The 15,105-nt window shown below is 60.0% G+C and carries 12 protein-coding genes; 3 read left to right on the forward strand and 9 right to left on the reverse strand.

Going from position 1 to position 15,105, the window contains the following annotated elements:
• Positions 1-40: 40 nt before the first annotated feature.
• From aroK to QRN38_RS14305, 6 genes are read right to left on the reverse strand one after another with little or no spacing between them, the layout of a single operon-like run.
• Positions 41-559 (reverse strand): shikimate kinase AroK, encoded by a 519-nt coding sequence (aroK, locus tag QRN38_RS14280; protein ID WP_007245596.1) that lies wholly within the window; start codon positions 557-559, stop codon positions 41-43.
• Between the two features lie 4 nt (positions 560-563).
• Positions 564-2,669 carry a type IV pilus secretin PilQ gene (locus tag QRN38_RS14285; protein WP_005765499.1) on the reverse strand — a complete coding sequence of 702 codons (2,106 nt, stop codon included), beginning with the start codon at positions 2,667-2,669 and terminating at the stop codon, positions 564-566.
• Positions 2,670-2,716: 47 nt separating this feature from the next.
• On the reverse strand, positions 2,717-3,244 hold the full coding sequence (gene pilP / locus QRN38_RS14290; RefSeq protein ID WP_003378849.1) for a type 4a pilus biogenesis lipoprotein PilP: 528 nt from the start codon (positions 3,242-3,244) through the stop codon (positions 2,717-2,719).
• Positions 3,241-3,864, reverse strand: coding sequence for a type 4a pilus biogenesis protein PilO (gene pilO, locus QRN38_RS14295; RefSeq protein ID WP_005765501.1), 624 nt, complete (start codon positions 3,862-3,864; stop codon positions 3,241-3,243). The genes pilP and pilO overlap by 4 nt, the downstream gene beginning before the upstream one ends.
• Positions 3,861-4,487 carry a PilN domain-containing protein gene (locus QRN38_RS14300; protein WP_005765503.1) on the reverse strand — a complete coding sequence of 209 codons (627 nt, stop codon included), beginning with the start codon at positions 4,485-4,487 and terminating at the stop codon, positions 3,861-3,863. The genes pilO and QRN38_RS14300 overlap by 4 nt, the downstream gene beginning before the upstream one ends.
• Positions 4,487-5,551, reverse strand: coding sequence for a pilus assembly protein PilM (locus QRN38_RS14305; protein ID WP_005765505.1), 1,065 nt, complete (start codon positions 5,549-5,551; stop codon positions 4,487-4,489). Before QRN38_RS14305 ends, QRN38_RS14300 begins: the two co-directional genes overlap by 1 nt.
• A 209-nt stretch (positions 5,552-5,760) precedes the next feature.
• Here QRN38_RS14305 and QRN38_RS14310 point away from each other — a divergent pair, with 209 nt between their 5' ends.
• The gene (locus QRN38_RS14310) at positions 5,761-8,202 is read left to right on the forward strand and encodes a penicillin-binding protein 1A (protein WP_375232259.1); all 2,442 of its coding nucleotides are present in this window, start codon (positions 5,761-5,763) and stop codon (positions 8,200-8,202) included.
• Positions 8,203-8,403: 201 nt separating this feature from the next.
• Here the strand turns inward: QRN38_RS14310 and QRN38_RS14315 are convergent, their stop codons facing one another.
• From QRN38_RS14315 to rpmE, 3 genes are all read right to left on the reverse strand, one after another.
• Positions 8,404-9,672, reverse strand: a complete 1,269-nt coding sequence (locus QRN38_RS14315; protein WP_003378855.1) for a malic enzyme-like NAD(P)-binding protein — start codon at positions 9,670-9,672, stop codon at positions 8,404-8,406.
• Positions 9,673-9,841: 169 nt separating this feature from the next.
• Entirely contained in the window at positions 9,842-10,636 is a 795-nt protein-coding gene (locus QRN38_RS14320) for a thermonuclease family protein (RefSeq protein WP_057418326.1), read from the reverse strand.
• 19 nt (positions 10,637-10,655) lie between these two features.
• Positions 10,656-10,883: a 50S ribosomal protein L31 gene (gene rpmE, locus QRN38_RS14325; protein ID WP_003378857.1), complete on the reverse strand. Its 228-nt coding sequence runs from the start codon at positions 10,881-10,883 to the stop codon at positions 10,656-10,658.
• 168 nt (positions 10,884-11,051) lie between these two features.
• Between rpmE and QRN38_RS14330 the strand changes: the two genes are divergently transcribed.
• Both QRN38_RS14330 and argS read left to right on the forward strand, forming a co-directional pair.
• Positions 11,052-13,271, forward strand: a complete 2,220-nt coding sequence (locus QRN38_RS14330; RefSeq protein ID WP_005765511.1) for a primosomal protein N' — start codon at positions 11,052-11,054, stop codon at positions 13,269-13,271.
• A 97-nt stretch (positions 13,272-13,368) separates the two neighbouring features.
• Positions 13,369-15,105: an arginine--tRNA ligase gene (argS, locus tag QRN38_RS14335; protein ID WP_007245592.1), complete on the forward strand. Its 1,737-nt coding sequence runs from the start codon at positions 13,369-13,371 to the stop codon at positions 15,103-15,105.

Below are 15,105 nucleotides of genomic sequence, written 5' to 3' on the forward strand. Positions count from 1 at the left end.
TTTTTATGGTCGCCGAGGATAGCGCATTTTCGCCTGCGCTTTAACGGGGAGGAAGCTCTGCAAGGCGCGCCAGTATCTCGAGAACCACCATTCGGGGTGGCCGCTCATCGGTTTCGATCACCACGTCGGCGATTTCCCGATACAGCGGGTCGCGGATGGCCAGCAATTCGCTCAGCACCCGGGCCGGATCGGCAGTACGCAACAAAGGACGATTTCGGTCACGCGCGGTGCGCCCGACCTGCTGTTCGATAGAGGCATGCAGATACACCACACGCCCACCGGCACGCAGCGCCTGACGGTTTTCAGTGCGCATGACTGCGCCGCCGCCAGTGGCCAGAACCACGCCATCGGCTTCGCACAACTCGGCAATCATGGCCTGCTCGCGCTCCCGGAAACCCGGTTCGCCCTCCTTGTCGAAGATCCAGGGGATGTTGGCGCCCGTGCGCAGCTCGATTTCCTTGTCGGAATCCTTGAACGGCAGTCGCAACTCTTTGGCAAGCAAGCGGCCGATGGTGCTTTTGCCAGCACCCATCGGCCCCACAAGTATTAAATTTCGCACAAAATCAACGACTCACAGAAATCGCCTGGTTGTTCATGATACGCGGAGTCAAAAATACCAACAGCTCGGATTTGGACTCGGATACCACATCGCGCCTGAAAAGCCGGCCAAGATACGGTACATCGCCAAGAAATGGCACTTTATCGACAACTTTACTTTGCGTATTGGAGAACACACCACCGATCACGATGGTTTCGCCATCGGAAATCAGCACTTTGGCGTTGACCTCGTTTTTCTTGATGGGCGGTACGCCAAGCACCGCATTCAGGTAGTCCGGCTCATCCTTGGTGACCTTGACCTCCATGATGATGCGGTTGTCCGGCGTGATCTGCGGCGTGACTTCAAGCGACAGCGAAGCCTCCTTGAAGCTCACGGTGGTGGCGCCGCTTGAGCTGGATTCCTGATACGGAATCTCTGTGCCCTTGAGGATCTTGGCGGTTTCCTTGTCGGATGTGACCACTTTGGGCTGGGAGACGATTTCACCGTTGCCGGTCTTCTCCATCGCGCTCAGCTCAAGGTCCAGCAGCGTGTTGTTGGTTACGAAGCCCAAGCCAATGCCTGTGGTCGCATCGGCTGCACCCAAGTCAACAAAAGGGATGTTGGAGGTCAGGTTTGCATTCGTGTTACCGCCCTCATCACCATTGTCGTCCAGACCGTAGGTGGTCCATTTACCGTTGCGACTGGTATTGGTCGAGCCACCCCAGCGCACACCCAACTGCTTGTTGTAATCGACGTTGGCCTCGACGATACGCGCCTCGATCATCACCTGGCGCACTGGAATATCCAGTTGCGAAACAATGCGACGCAGTTCGTCGAGACGGTCCTGAGTCTGGTAGGCAATGATGTTGTTGGTGCGATCGTCCACGGTGATCGAGCCACGCTCTTCAGCCTTGGACTCGGCACTGGTCACCGACTGAAACAGCTTGGCGATATCGGCGGCCTTGGCGTAATTGACCTGCAACAGCTCGCGGCGCAGCGGTGCCAGTTCGGCAATCTGCTTGAGCGATTCCAGCTCCTGGCGTTCGCGGGCGGCAATTTCATCCGCTGGCGCAACCAGCAGAACACTGCCGACCTTGCGCTTGTCCAGGCCTTTGGTTTTCAGCACCAGGTCCAGCGCCTGATCCCAGGGCACGTTCTGCAGGCGCAGGGTGATGCCGCCCTGAACCGTGTCACTGGCCACCAGATTGAGGTTGGTGAAGTCGGCGATCAGTTGCAGCACCGAACGCACATCGATGTCCTGGAAGTTAAGCGAGAGCTTTTCACCGGTGTACACCGGCTTGTCGGCGGCGCGGCGGTCCAGATCTTCGTTGGTCAACGGACGCACACTGATGGTCAGCTTGTTTTCGGTCTGGAACGCCGAGTAGTCGAAGGCACCCGACGGCTCGATCAGAATACTGGCCTTGTCGCCCGTGGCCGACGCACTGACGAACTGCACAGGGGTCGCGAAATCCTTGACGTCCAGCCGCACACGCAGAGGCTCGGGCAACTGGGTCTTGGCGAAGTCGACACGAATCTTGCCGCCCTGTTCCTGAATATCAGGCGCGATGCTCGGGTTACTCAGGTCTATGACCACATTGCCTTCGCCCAGCTCACCACGCTGAAAATCGACATTGCGGATGGCTTTGACGCCCGCCGGTATAAAGGGTCTGGCAGACGCCGGGGCTGGCGGCGGCACCGCTACCCGTTGCGCGCCCATCGCAGTGGTCGGCTGGGAGGCCTGCGCTGCGGCGGCACCCTGGCCGATGACCACAAACAGATTGTTGCCGTCAACGCGAGAGCTATAAGGCGCAAGCGTCGTCAGGTTGATGATCACTCGCGTGCGATCCTGAGCCTGCACCACCACTACGCTGCGTGCATTGCCGGTGCCCAGCTCACGGCTTTTGGTCTCCAGCTGGCTGGTCACGCCCGGCAGGTCCAGAGCGATGCGCGCCGGTTGCGCGGTGGTGTAGCCGCGAGGCGCGGGCACCGGTGCGTCAAAGGCAAGCTTGAGCTCGATGCGGTCGCCTGGCAGGGCGGCGACATCCAGGGTCTTGAGGTTGGCAGCCTGGAGAACCGGCGACAGCATCGCTATGCATAACGACACGCCGATAATCGAGAGAATCCGGGTCATGATCAATTTCCGTTGAGCGCTACTGTGCATACTTGGCCTTGCCCACTTCATGAGCGTTCTTTGAGGGAAATACTGCGCGGCCTTTCCAGCCAGGCCCCCTCTCCATCAGGAACTATTTCAATGACATCAACCTGTGCATCGCCGATCGACACTACCCGGCCATTGTTGCGCCCCAGGTAATCGCCCACCTTGACGCGATGAACGCCTCCGGCACCACGCAACAGGGCGAACGTCCCTGACTCGTTGCCGATCGTGCCGACCATCTCGAACGCCTCGATATTGAACCCTTCGAGAAACTGCCTGACCCGATGCTCGTCCGGCGCCACCAGCCGCGTACCTTTCTGACGATTGAGCAGGTCAATCTTGATCGGCGGCTGAAACGGGCTGCGCAGGGCCGCTGCGTTATAGGTAAAGGCCTCATACGGGCGAAACTTCGGCAAGGGCTCGATCGTGCCGCTCGGGCGCGCCCTGGCCTGATCCATGAACTCGCTCAGGTCGGCAAAATCGTTGTCATTGCCGCAACCGGCCAGCCCTGCCAGAACCACACTGACGCACAACAATCGCGCCGCCCTCATTTCTTCAGCCCTTCATCGTTGTAGCGGTAGGTCTTGGCCAGAATGCTCATGCGCAACTTGGTCGGCACCTTCGAATCGACCGGCTTGATCTCGAAATCATGCAGCGTGACGATGCGCGGCAGGCTGGCAACGCCGCTGACAAAGGTTGCCAGGTCGTGATAGCCACCCACCACTGTGATCTGTATCGGCAGCTCGATATAGAACTGCTGGACCGCTTCGGGCAACAGCTTGATTTCCTCGAACTCAAGCCCGCTTCCCAACCCGGTGCGGGTGATGTCTTCAAGCAGGCCTGGCACTTCGGTGTCGCTCGGCAATTGCCGCAGCAGCGCCCCGAAAGTGTTTTCCATTTCTTCCATCTGCTTTCTGTAGGGCTCAAGGTTCGCAGCCTGGAACGCCTTGTTGGAAAACTGCTCTTTAAGCGCCACCTCGCTGGCCTGCGTGCTCTCCAGCTGGGTTTCCAGATCCTGAATAAAGAAGAAATAGCCCAGCGCGAAAATCAGTACCGCGACCAGCACACCGGCAATCGCCTTGATCGCGGCGGGCCAGGAACCCATGTTGTTCAGGTCCAGCTCGCTCAGATCAACCTTGCGCAGCCCTTCCAGCCATTCGGACATATTCATGGCTTGGCTCCTGCAGCGGGTGCGGGTGCGGCTGTGGGTGCGACCGATGCAGCGCCGGCTGGAGCAACTGCGGCAACCGGTGGCTGGGTCTGGCGCACGGTCAACTGAAAGACGTTGGCCTGATCGACAGCGCCCGCCGTCGTGGCCTTGACCTCGGTGAGGCTTGGCGCTTCCAGCCAGTCGGAGGCTTCAAGGTTACGCATGAGGTCGGAAACCCGGTTGTTCGATTCGGCAGCGCCACTGATGGCAATCAGTTTGCTGGTCATTTTGACCTGCGAAAAATAAACGCCATCCGGCAGAGTGCGCGCCAGTTGGTCAAACACACGCCCGGTGACAGGCCGGTTGCCTTGCAGGTCCTGGATGATCTTCATGCGCTCAAGCAATTGTTTGCGACGCGCCTTCAGGTCGCTGATCTCCTTGATGCGGATATCGAGCTGGGCGATCTGGGTTTGCAGAAACGCGTTGCGGGCCATCTGATGTTCAATGGCGCTGCTGACGTAGCGGTCGATCAGAAAGAGAATGCCGACCGACACCACCAGCACGCAGACCAGTGCGGTCAGAAAGCGTTTTTTGCGTGCTTCGCGAAGCTCTTCACGCCACGGTAATAAGTTGATCCGCGCCATCAGTCAAAGCTCCTCAACGCCAGACCGCACGCGATCATCAGGGCAGGTGCATCGCTGGCCAGCGCACCGGCATTGACCTTGGAACTCAAGGCCATGTCGGCGAACGGGTTGGCAACCATGGTCGGTGTGCCGATACGTCGCTGAATCAAATGCTCCAGCCCTGAAATCGACGCCGTACCGCCTGCCAGCATGATGTGATCCACGGAGTTGTACTGACCGGCCGCAAAGAAGAACTGCAGGGATCGGGAAACCTGTTGCACCAGCGCGTCCTTGAAGGGGTCCAGCACCTCGCTGACATAATCGTCAGGCAGCCCGCCCTGCTTCTTGGCCAGCCCGGCCTCTTCCATGGAAAGCCCGTAGCGGCGCTGAATTTCGTCAGTCAGCTGGCGACCGCCGAACAATTGCTCGCGGGTATAGATGATTCGACCATGGTGCAGCACGCTGAGGGTGGTCATGGTCGCGCCGATGTCCACCACGGCAACGGTCAGTTCGTCATGGCCGTTGCCCAGTTGCGCAGCCAGCAGACCGAATGAACGCTCCAGCGCGTAGGCCTCGACGTCCACGACACGCGCCGTCAGCCCGGCCAGGGCCAGCGCGGCCTCGCGCACTTCGACGTTTTCCTTGCGGCAGGCCGCCAGCAGGACTTCGACCCGTTCCGGGTTGCGGACCGAGTAGCCCTGCACTTCAAAATCGATGGCAACTTCTTCGAGCGGGTAAGGGATGTACTGATCAGCTTCAAGCTTGAGCTGATTTTCCATGTCGTCGTCGGAGAGACCGGCATCCATCTCGATGGTTTTGGTGATCACCGCGGAACCCGCCACGGCAACCGCCACAATCTTGACGTTGGTCTTGGCCTTGATCAGTACGCGAGACAGCGCCTGACCAACCCCTTCGAGTTCGGCAATATTCTTTTCGACGACAGCGTTGGCCGGTAACGGCTCGACTGCGTAAGACTCGACCTTGTAACGAGTGCCGGAACGACTCAATTCCAGGAGTTTTACCGAGGTGGAGCTAATATCGATCCCTAGAAGGGTATTGGCCTTCTTACCAAAGAGTTCGAACACAACCTGATTCCTATGAGTTTCCGTCACTTACGGAGTTATTTCGGGTCAACGTCACTGTCGACAGCCTTGACAGTAGCGCAAATCACGCTCGGGGACGAAAAATGCTTATAATGCCCAGCGTTTTTTTCATTTAAGAAAGCTTCAAGGCGTGTTCATTTGTAAATGCCTGCGCTTAACCCATTATTTTTTCTGGAAATCCAAAAGCCTTGATACGCCTGCTGAAGTTTTTCTGGTGGTCCCTCGTCGCGGTATTCTGCTCGCTGTTACTCGGCCTGAGCGGCGCGTTTCTGTATCTGAGCCCGACCCTGCCCTCTGTCGAAGCGCTGCGAAGCATTCAACTGCAAATTCCCCTGCGCGTGTTCAGCAGCGACGGCAAGCTGATTGCCGAGTTCGGCGAGATGCGCCGGACCCCGATTCGCTTTGCCGAAATCCCGCCCAACTTCATCAACGCGCTGTTATCGGCCGAAGACGACAACTTCGCCAACCACTATGGCGTTGACCCCAGCAGCCTGATGCGCGCCGCCACCCAATTGGTGAAGAGCGGTCATATTCAGTCAGGCGGCAGTACCATCACCATGCAGGTCGCGAAAAACTTTTTCCTGACCAGCGAACGAAGCTTTTCGCGCAAAACCACAGAGATCCTTCTCGCCTTGCAAATCGAGCGCCAACTCACCAAAGACGAGATTCTCGAGCTGTACGTGAACAAGATTTATCTGGGTAACCGCGCCTACGGCATCGAGGCGGCGGCGCAAGTCTACTATGGCAAATCGATTCGCGATGTAAGCCTTGCGCAAATGGCCATGATTGCCGGTTTGCCCAAGGCGCCGTCACGCTTCAACCCACTCGCCAATGCAACCCGTGCCAAAGAGCGTCGCGACTGGATTCTGGGGCGCATGTTCCGTCTGGGCAAAATCGACCAGGCTGCGTATCAGGCAGCGCTCAACGAGCCGCTCAACGCCAGTTATCACGTACCGACACCGGAAGTGAACGCGCCGTACATCGCTGAAATGGCCCGCGCCGAAATGGTCGGCCGTTATGGCAGCGAGGCCTATACAGAGGGCTTCCGCGTCACGACCACGGTGCCGAGCGACCTGCAGGAGCACGCCAACAAGTCCATCCAGCAGGGCTTGATCGACTACGATCAACGCCACGGCTATCGCGGGCCTGAAAGCCGCTTCCCGGGCATGACCCGCGCCGGCTGGACGCAGGAGCTGACCAAACAGCGCACGATCAACGGCCTGGAGCCGGCCATCGTCACCCAGATCGACAAGACCGGTCTGCGCGTTTTGACCCGCAATGGCGAGAAGGAAGAAACCGTCGATTGGGCCAGCATGAAGTGGGCGCGTCCTTATCTGAACACCAACAGCCTGGGCGCCAATCCCAAGCAGCCTGGCGATGTTGCGAAGGTGGGTGATCTGGTTCGCCTGCTGCGTCAGGACGATGGCTCGCTGAAATTCAGTCAAATTCCCGTCGCGCAAAGCGCTCTGGTTTCCCTCGACCCGCAAAATGGCGCCATCCGCGCCCTGGTCGGCGGTTTTGCTTTCGAGCAGAGCAACTACAACCGGGCCATGCAGGCCAAGCGTCAGCCGGGCTCCAGCTTCAAGCCATTTATTTACAGCGCCGCGCTGGATAACGGCTACACCGCCTCCAGCCTGGTGAACGACGCGCCGATCGTGTTCGTCGACGAGTACCTGGACAAGGTATGGCGCCCGAAAAATGACACCAACACCTTCCTCGGCCCGATCCGCCTGCGCGAAGCGCTGTACAAGTCGCGCAACCTGGTTTCTATCCGCCTGCTGCAGGCGCTGGGCGTCGATAGCACCATCGACTACATTACTCGCTTCGGTTTTGCCAAGCAGGATCTGCCACGCAACCTGTCGCTGGCACTCGGTACGGCCACACTGACCCCGATGGAAATCGCTACCGGCTGGGCGACCTTTGCCAACGGCGGTTACAAGGTCAGCCCTTACCTGATCCAGACCATCGAGAACCGTGACGGCCAGACGCTGTTTGTCGCCAACCCGCCTAGCGTTCCGGTCAATGACGTGAATACGGCGCCCAATACGTCGACCTTTGCCGTGCATGACAGCCCGAGCGTAGTCGCAGGCCCTCCGGGCTCACCGGCCCAACCGCAAGCGCCAGCCGTTGCCGAGCGCATTGTGGATGGGCGCACCACGTACATTCTGAACAGCATGCTGCAGGACGTGATCAAGCGCGGCACCGGGCGTCGCGCCTTGTCGATGAACCGGCCGGACATTGCAGGCAAGACCGGTACGACCAACGATTCCAAGGATGCATGGTTCTCCGGCTACAACGCGGATTACGTCACGACGGTGTGGAGCGGTTTCGATCAGCCTGAGAGCCTTGGCCGTCATGAATTTGGCGGTACGGTCTCGCTGCCGATCTGGATGGACTACATGAGCGCCGCGCTCAAGGACAAACCACCCCATCAGCAGGCCGAACCGTCTGGCATCCTCAGCCTGCGCGTCGACCCGCTGAGCGGCCGCGCGGCCACACCGAGCACGCCAAACGCGTTCTTCGAGCTGTTCAAAAGCGAAGACACACCGCCAAGCGTCAACGAACTGGGCGGCGGTAGCGCACCCGGCAGCCCGCTGCCAGCAGACGAGTCCGCGCCGATCGACTTGTTCTGATACGCCGCAGGCTCCGCACTCACGGTCATACACAGGCCTTGTGTGCGAGCTTGCTCGCGAAGATGTTGGGCCCATCGCCGTCAACTACCGTGAGACGCTCCGCGTCGCATGCAGCCCTGGATGCTCTGCGTCCGCTTTAAGCGCTACTCAAGACATAAAAAAACCCCTGCATCGCTGCAGGGGTTTTTTATTGCGGCGGGATCAGCCGTTGAACACGTCGTCCACGCTGGTCAGCGGGTAGTGCTTCGGATACGGCAGGGTCGCAACGCCGCTTTCGATGGCAGCCTTGGCAACAGCGTCGGCGATCAGGCCCAGCAGACGGGTGTCCATTGGTTTCGGGATGATGTATTCACGACCGAATTCCAGCTTGATACCGCCATAAGCGTCGCAGACTTCCTGAGGAACCGGCAGCTTGGCCAGTTCACGCAGGGCGTTGGCTGCGGCGATTTTCATCTCTTCGTTGATGCGCTTGGCGCGAACGTCCAGTGCACCACGGAAGATGAACGGGAAGCCCAGCACGTTGTTGACCTGGTTCGGGTAGTCCGAACGGCCGGTCGCCATGATCACGTCGCTGCGGGTGGCGTGAGCCAGCTCCGGGGAGATTTCCGGGTCCGGGTTCGAGCAGGCGAACACGATCGGGTCCTTGGCCATCAACTTGAGATTTTCAGCGCTCAGCAGGTTAGGACCGGACAAGCCCACAAATACATCAGCGCCATCCAGTGCATCGGTCAGCGAGCGCTTCTCGGTGGCGTGAGCGAACACCGCCTTGTACTGGTTCAGGTCGGTACGGCCGGAGTGGATCACGCCGGTACGGTCAACCATGAAGATGTTTTCGATCTTCGCGCCCATGCTCACCAGCAGCTTCATGCAAGAGATGGCAGCTGCGCCAGCGCCCAGGCAGACGATCTTCGCGGACTCAAGGCTTTTGCCGACGATTTCCAGTGCGTTGATCATGCCGGCTGCGGTCACGATAGCGGTGCCGTGCTGGTCATCGTGGAAAACCGGGATGTCGCACTGTTCGATCAGTGCTTTCTCGATCTCAAAGCACTCAGGTGCCTTGATGTCTTCCAGGTTGATGCCACCGAAGGTGATGGAGATACGCTTGACGGTGTCGATGAACGCTTGCGGGCTTTCGGAATCGACTTCGATATCGAAAACGTCGATACCGGCGAAACGCTTGAACAGAACCCCTTTACCTTCCATAACCGGCTTGGAGGCCAATGGGCCCAGATCGCCGAGGCCGAGAATCGCGGTGCCATCGGAAATAACTGCTACCAGGTTGCCTTTGCCGGTGTACTTGTAAGCCAGCTCGGGGTCACGGGCAATTTCACGCACGGGTTCAGCAACGCCAGGGCTGTAGGCCAGAGCCAGGTCACGAGCGGTTGCGGTCGGCTTGGTGAGTTCGACGCTCAGCTTCCCCGGACGAGGATTGGCATGGTATTCGAGCGCGGCAGTTTTCAAATCTGACATGTATTGGATTCCGCTTTTTTACTGTGGGACAGACGGACCGCCGAGGATACGCAAGATGCATAGTCCTAACAAGACTGGCCAGTCACTGCTGTCAATAGGTACTGGATTAGACTTTACGCTTAGATGCCTGACCGCTGGTCGCCTGCCTGCTGATTTCTACCATCAGCCTCTAAAGGCTCAGCATTGCCGGATGGCTCAACGCGATCATCCAGCGCGACTGCCCGGCCTTCAAGCCACCTCGGCCAGAACGATCAATCACCCAGCCGCGCGCTTCAATTTGCCGACCCTTGAGACGCTCAAGCGCCTCCATATCGAACCTGAACGCCTGATCAGGGGCAACGCGCAGCACCAGCGAACCGTGTAGTTCGATCCAGATGCCACCGCGATTACGCTGCACGCTCCTGACCTTGCCAGACACCACTGCAAAGCCGCCTTTGCGTAGTTTGTCGGAAGGCTGCACCGGCGAATTGCGCCACACCCCGCGCCTGGCCTGACGCGCCTCACGCTCGGCGCTTTGCTGGCAATCGACCAGTGCCACGTTGGGCGCGACAGCGACCAGATAGCCCAGCCCTTCACTGAGCAACTGCGCTTCAAGATTGTCGCCATTGCGGCCATAAACGTTGGCCAGCGTGCGGCCGTAATGATCCTTGCCCTGCTGACCGACACGCAGGCTGATTTGCCCGCCGCTTTTGTCCACCAGCGCTTGCAGGCGCTTTTTGGCGGCCTCGGCGAATGGCTCGGCAGAGCGGCCTTTCTTGCCGGTTTCAGGGGTATTGAGGCCGATCATGCGCACATTGCGGCCGTCGGTCAGGCGTAGCGTGTCGCCATCTACCACGCGCTGCACGTGAGCAACCGGCAACGAAGCAGGTGCCGGGCAGAAGGCCTGAGCACCAGACAGCCAAATCGCGGACATAAAAAAGACGCCCACAAGGGGCGCCTTTTCAAGCAGTCTGGAAATGCCCAAGGGGCAACCAGTCTTGCTATCAGTCCTGCTTCGCTTTGGTTGCGCCGAACGCACCGAAACGGGACTTGAACTTGTCAACACGGCCGCCGATATCAAGCGTTTTTTGCTTGCCGGTGTAGAACGGGTGACATTCGTTGCACACGTCCAGGCTCAAAGGGCCGGTCAGGGTGGAACGGGTTTTGATGACATTGCCGCAGCTGCAGGTCGCGTCAATGGCTTCGTAAACTGGATGGATATCAGCCTTCATCGGTACTTCCTCAGTCTAACGTGCCGCCACCCAACACTATTGTTGAATACCGCACGGAAATAGGCTGCGGATAGTACCAGACAATTGCAACGACGCAAGCGAACCTTCTCACCGGTCGTCTGCTAAGATCGCGCCTTCTTATTACAGACCACCACAGGGAAACATCGCGTGCCCGACGCCATCCTGCGCCTTGCCCTGCCCTCGCCGCTTCGCCGCCTGTTCGACTACCGTGCCCCGGCTGGCGTGCTGCGCAGCGCTTTGCAGCCGGGCATGCGTCTGCGGGTGCCGTTCGGACGGCGAGAAATGATCGGGATTCTGGTGGAGGTGGTCGATCACAGCGAAGTGCCCGCCGACAAGCTCAAGCCCGCCATCGCCCTGCTCGACAGCGAAGCACCGCTGCCGCCCGCGCTGTTCAAGCTGTGCCTGTGGACGTCGCAGTATTATCAGCACAGCCTGGGTGACACGCTGAGCTGGGCGCTGCCCGTGCTGCTGCGTCAGGGCGAGCTGGCCGAAAGCCGCCAGGAACGCTTCTGGCATGTGGCCGCCAATGCCAGTGTCGATGACCCGCGTATCGCCCGTGCGCCCAAGCAGCGTGAAGCGCTGACCACCCTCGCCCAGCACCCGCATGGCGTGGCGCATCAACTGCTCGGCAAACTGTTGCTTAACAAGGACAGCCTCAACCTGTTGCTGGCCAAAGAATTGGTATACGTCGAGGTGCGCAGTCACGCGCCCAGCGCACGCCATGAACACTGGCTGGCGCAGCCGGAGTTACCCCTCAACACCGAGCAACGCGCCGCTTACGAAGCCATTCGTGCCGGGTTCGACAGCTTCCATGCGTTTTTATTGGCGGGCGTCACGGGCAGTGGCAAGACCGAAGTCTATCTGCAGCTGATTCGCGAAACCCTTGAAGCCGGCAAACAGGCGCTGGTGCTGATCCCGGAGATCAACCTGGGGCCACAAACCCTGGCGCGCTTTGAACAACGTTTCAATGCCCGCATCGCGCTGGTGCACTCGGCCGTCAACGACCGTGAACGGCTGGATGCCTGGCTGGCCGCCCGCGATGGCGAAGCCGACATTATTATCGGTACGCGCTCGGCATTGTTCACGCCGATGAAGAACCCTGGCCTGATCATCATCGACGAAGAACACGACGGCTCCTATAAACAGCAGGAAGGCCTGCGCTATCACGCCCGCGACCTGGCGCTGGTGCGGGCACGCCAGGAAAACATCCCGATTGTGCTCGGCTCGGCCACGCCCTCACTGGAAAGCCTGCACAACGCCTACACCGGACGCTATGGCCTGCTGCGCCTGAACCAGCGCGCAGGTGGCGCGCAACAGCCGCGCTTCATGCGTCTGGACGTCAAGAGCAGGCCGCTGGACAGCGGCATTTCCGGTCCGATGCAACAGGCCATCGGCCAGACCTTGGCAGCAGGTCAGCAAGTGCTGGTGTTTCTCAACCGCCGCGGCTTTGCGCCGACCCTGCTGTGCCATGACTGCGGCTGGATGTCCGGCTGCCAGCGCTGCGATGCACGCATGACCGTGCACCAACGCTCGGGCGAGTTGCGTTGCCACCATTGTGGCTATGTCGAGCGTGTGCCGCGCCAGTGTCCGTCCTGCGGCAAGGTGGATTTGCGCCCGGTAGGCGCAGGCACCGAACGCGCCGAAGAGCGGCTGGCGATTCTGTTCCCGGACTTTCCCGTGTTGCGCGTCGACCGCGACAGCACCTCGCGCAAGGACGCCATGAACCAGTTGTTCGCGACCATCCAGCGCGGTCAGCCGTGCATTCTGGTCGGCACGCAGATGCTCGCCAAAGGGCATCACTTTCCCCGTGTGACACTGGTGTCGATTCTGGACGCCGACGGCGGGCTGTTTTCCGGTGACTTCCGCGCCAGCGAGCGCATGGCGCAGCTGATTGTGCAGGTGGCCGGGCGTGCCGGGCGTGCCGAAGAGCCGGGCAAGGTGATCATCCAGACTCATCTGGCCGACCATCCGCTGTTGATCCAGCTCACCGAACAGGGCTATTTCGCCTTCGCCGAACAAGCCCTGAGCGAACGCCGCTCGGCGGGCCTGCCACCGTTTTCCCACCTTGCGCTGCTGCGCGCCGAAGCACACAAACCGGGGCAGGCCGAGGCCTTTCTCGATCAGGCCTGCAGCGATGCCGAGCAGTTGGTGGCGCAGATGCAGCTGGGCGGCATCGAGCTGCTGGGGCCTATTCCGGCACCGATGGAGCGCCGCGCCGGGCGTTATCGGGCGCAGTTGCTGGTGCAGTCCAGCGCGCGCGCGCCGCTGCACAAATTGCTCGGCAGCTGGCTGCTGGCACTGGAGCAAATGCCAAGCGGGCGACAGGTCCGATGGTCGCTGGATGTGGACCCGGTGGATCTTTATTAAGGCACGCCGTTGGCAAGCAGGCTCCGGCAACGGATAATGCGGAGTTTTTCCACCCGCGCAATGAAGCGCCACCGCGCTTGCGGTCGAAGAGAGCCTCATGAAAGACACCATTCGCCAGCTGATTCAACAAGCCCTGACCCGTCTTGTCACCGAGGGCGTCTTGCCAGAAGGGCTGACGCCGGCGATCCAGGTGGAAAACGCCCGTGACAAGACCCACGGCGACTTCGCCAGCAATATCGCGATGATGCTCGCCAAGCCTGCCGGCATGAAGCCCCGCGATCTGGCTGAAAAGCTGATCGCCGCGCTGCCTGCCGACGAGCAGGTCAGCAAGGTCGAAATTGCCGGGCCGGGCTTTCTGAATTTTTTCCAGAACACGGCCGCGCTGGCTTCGCGCCTCGACGCCGCCCTGGCCGACCCGCAACTGTCGGTCCGCAAGGCTGGCGCAGCCCAGCGTGTGGTGGTCGATCTGTCGGCACCCAATCTGGCCAAGGAAATGCACGTAGGGCACCTGCGCTCGACCATCATTGGCGACGGCGTGGCCAACGTTCTCGAGTTTCTCGGTGACACGGTCATTCGCCAGAACCATGTCGGCGACTGGGGCACCCAGTTCGGTATGCTGCTGGCCTATCTGCAGGAAAAACCGGCGACCAGCGACGAGCTGTCAGACCTGGAAAACTTCTACCGCGCCGCCAAACAACGCTTTGACGAGTCAGAAGAGTTCGCCGAGCGGGCTCGCGGGCTGGTGGTCAAGCTGCAAGCCGGCGATGCCGAATGCCTGACGCTGTGGACGCGCTTCAAGGATATTTCGCTGTCGCACTGCCAACAAACCTACGAGCGCCTCAACGTCAAACTGACCCCGGCCGATGTCATGGGCGAAAGTGCCTATAACGATGACCTGGCCAATGTCGTCAACGACCTGAAAGCCGCTGGCCTGCTGGTTGAAAGCAATGGCGCACAGTGCGTGTTCCTCGAAGAATTTCGCACCGCCGATGACACGCCCCTGCCGGTGATCGTGCAAAAGGCCGGTGGCGGTTATCTGTACGCCACCACCGACCTGGCCGCCATTCGCTACCGCAGTAAAGTGCTCAAGGCCGACCGCGCACTGTATTTTGTCGACCAGCGTCAGGCGCTGCACTTCCAGCAGGTGTTTGAAGTGGCTCGCCGCGCCGGTTTCGTCCACGAAGGCATGCAACTGGAACACATGGGTTTTGGCACTATGAACGGGGCCGACGGCCGTCCGTTCAAGACCCGCGACGGCGGCACGGTCAAGCTCATCGACCTGCTCGATGAAGCCCAAGAGCGCGCCTACACGCTGGTCAAGGAAAAGAACCCGCAAGTCGCCGAGGCCGAGCTGCGCAGCATTGCCAAGGCCGTGGGCATCAGCGCGGTGAAATACGCCGACCTGTCCAAGCACCGCGCCAGCGATTACAGCTTCAACTTCGATCAGATGCTGAGCTTTGAAGGCAATACTGCGCCTTACCTGTTGTATGCCTACACCCGTGTAGCCGGCGTATTCCGCAAGCTGGGCACGCCTTTCGACGCCAGCAAAGGGCACATCGTCCTTGAGGCGCCGCAGGAGCAGGAACTGGCTGCACGCTTGGCGCAGTTCAACGAAACACTGAATAACGTCGCAGAAAAAGGCACACCGCACGTACTTTGTGCTTACCTGTATGACCTTGCGGGCCTGTTTTCGAGCTTTTACGAAAACTGCCCGATCCTTGGTGCGGAAAATCCCGATCAGCAGCAGAGCCGTCTGCGTCTGGCTGCCCTGACCGGCCGCACCCTCAAGCAAGGCCTGGATCTGTTGGGTCTGGAAACTCTGGAGCGTATGTAA

Origin of the sequence: Pseudomonas sp. CFBP2511 (assembly GCF_030209255.1) — a bacterium.
GTDB lineage: Bacteria > Pseudomonadota > Gammaproteobacteria > Pseudomonadales > Pseudomonadaceae > Aquipseudomonas > Aquipseudomonas avellanae.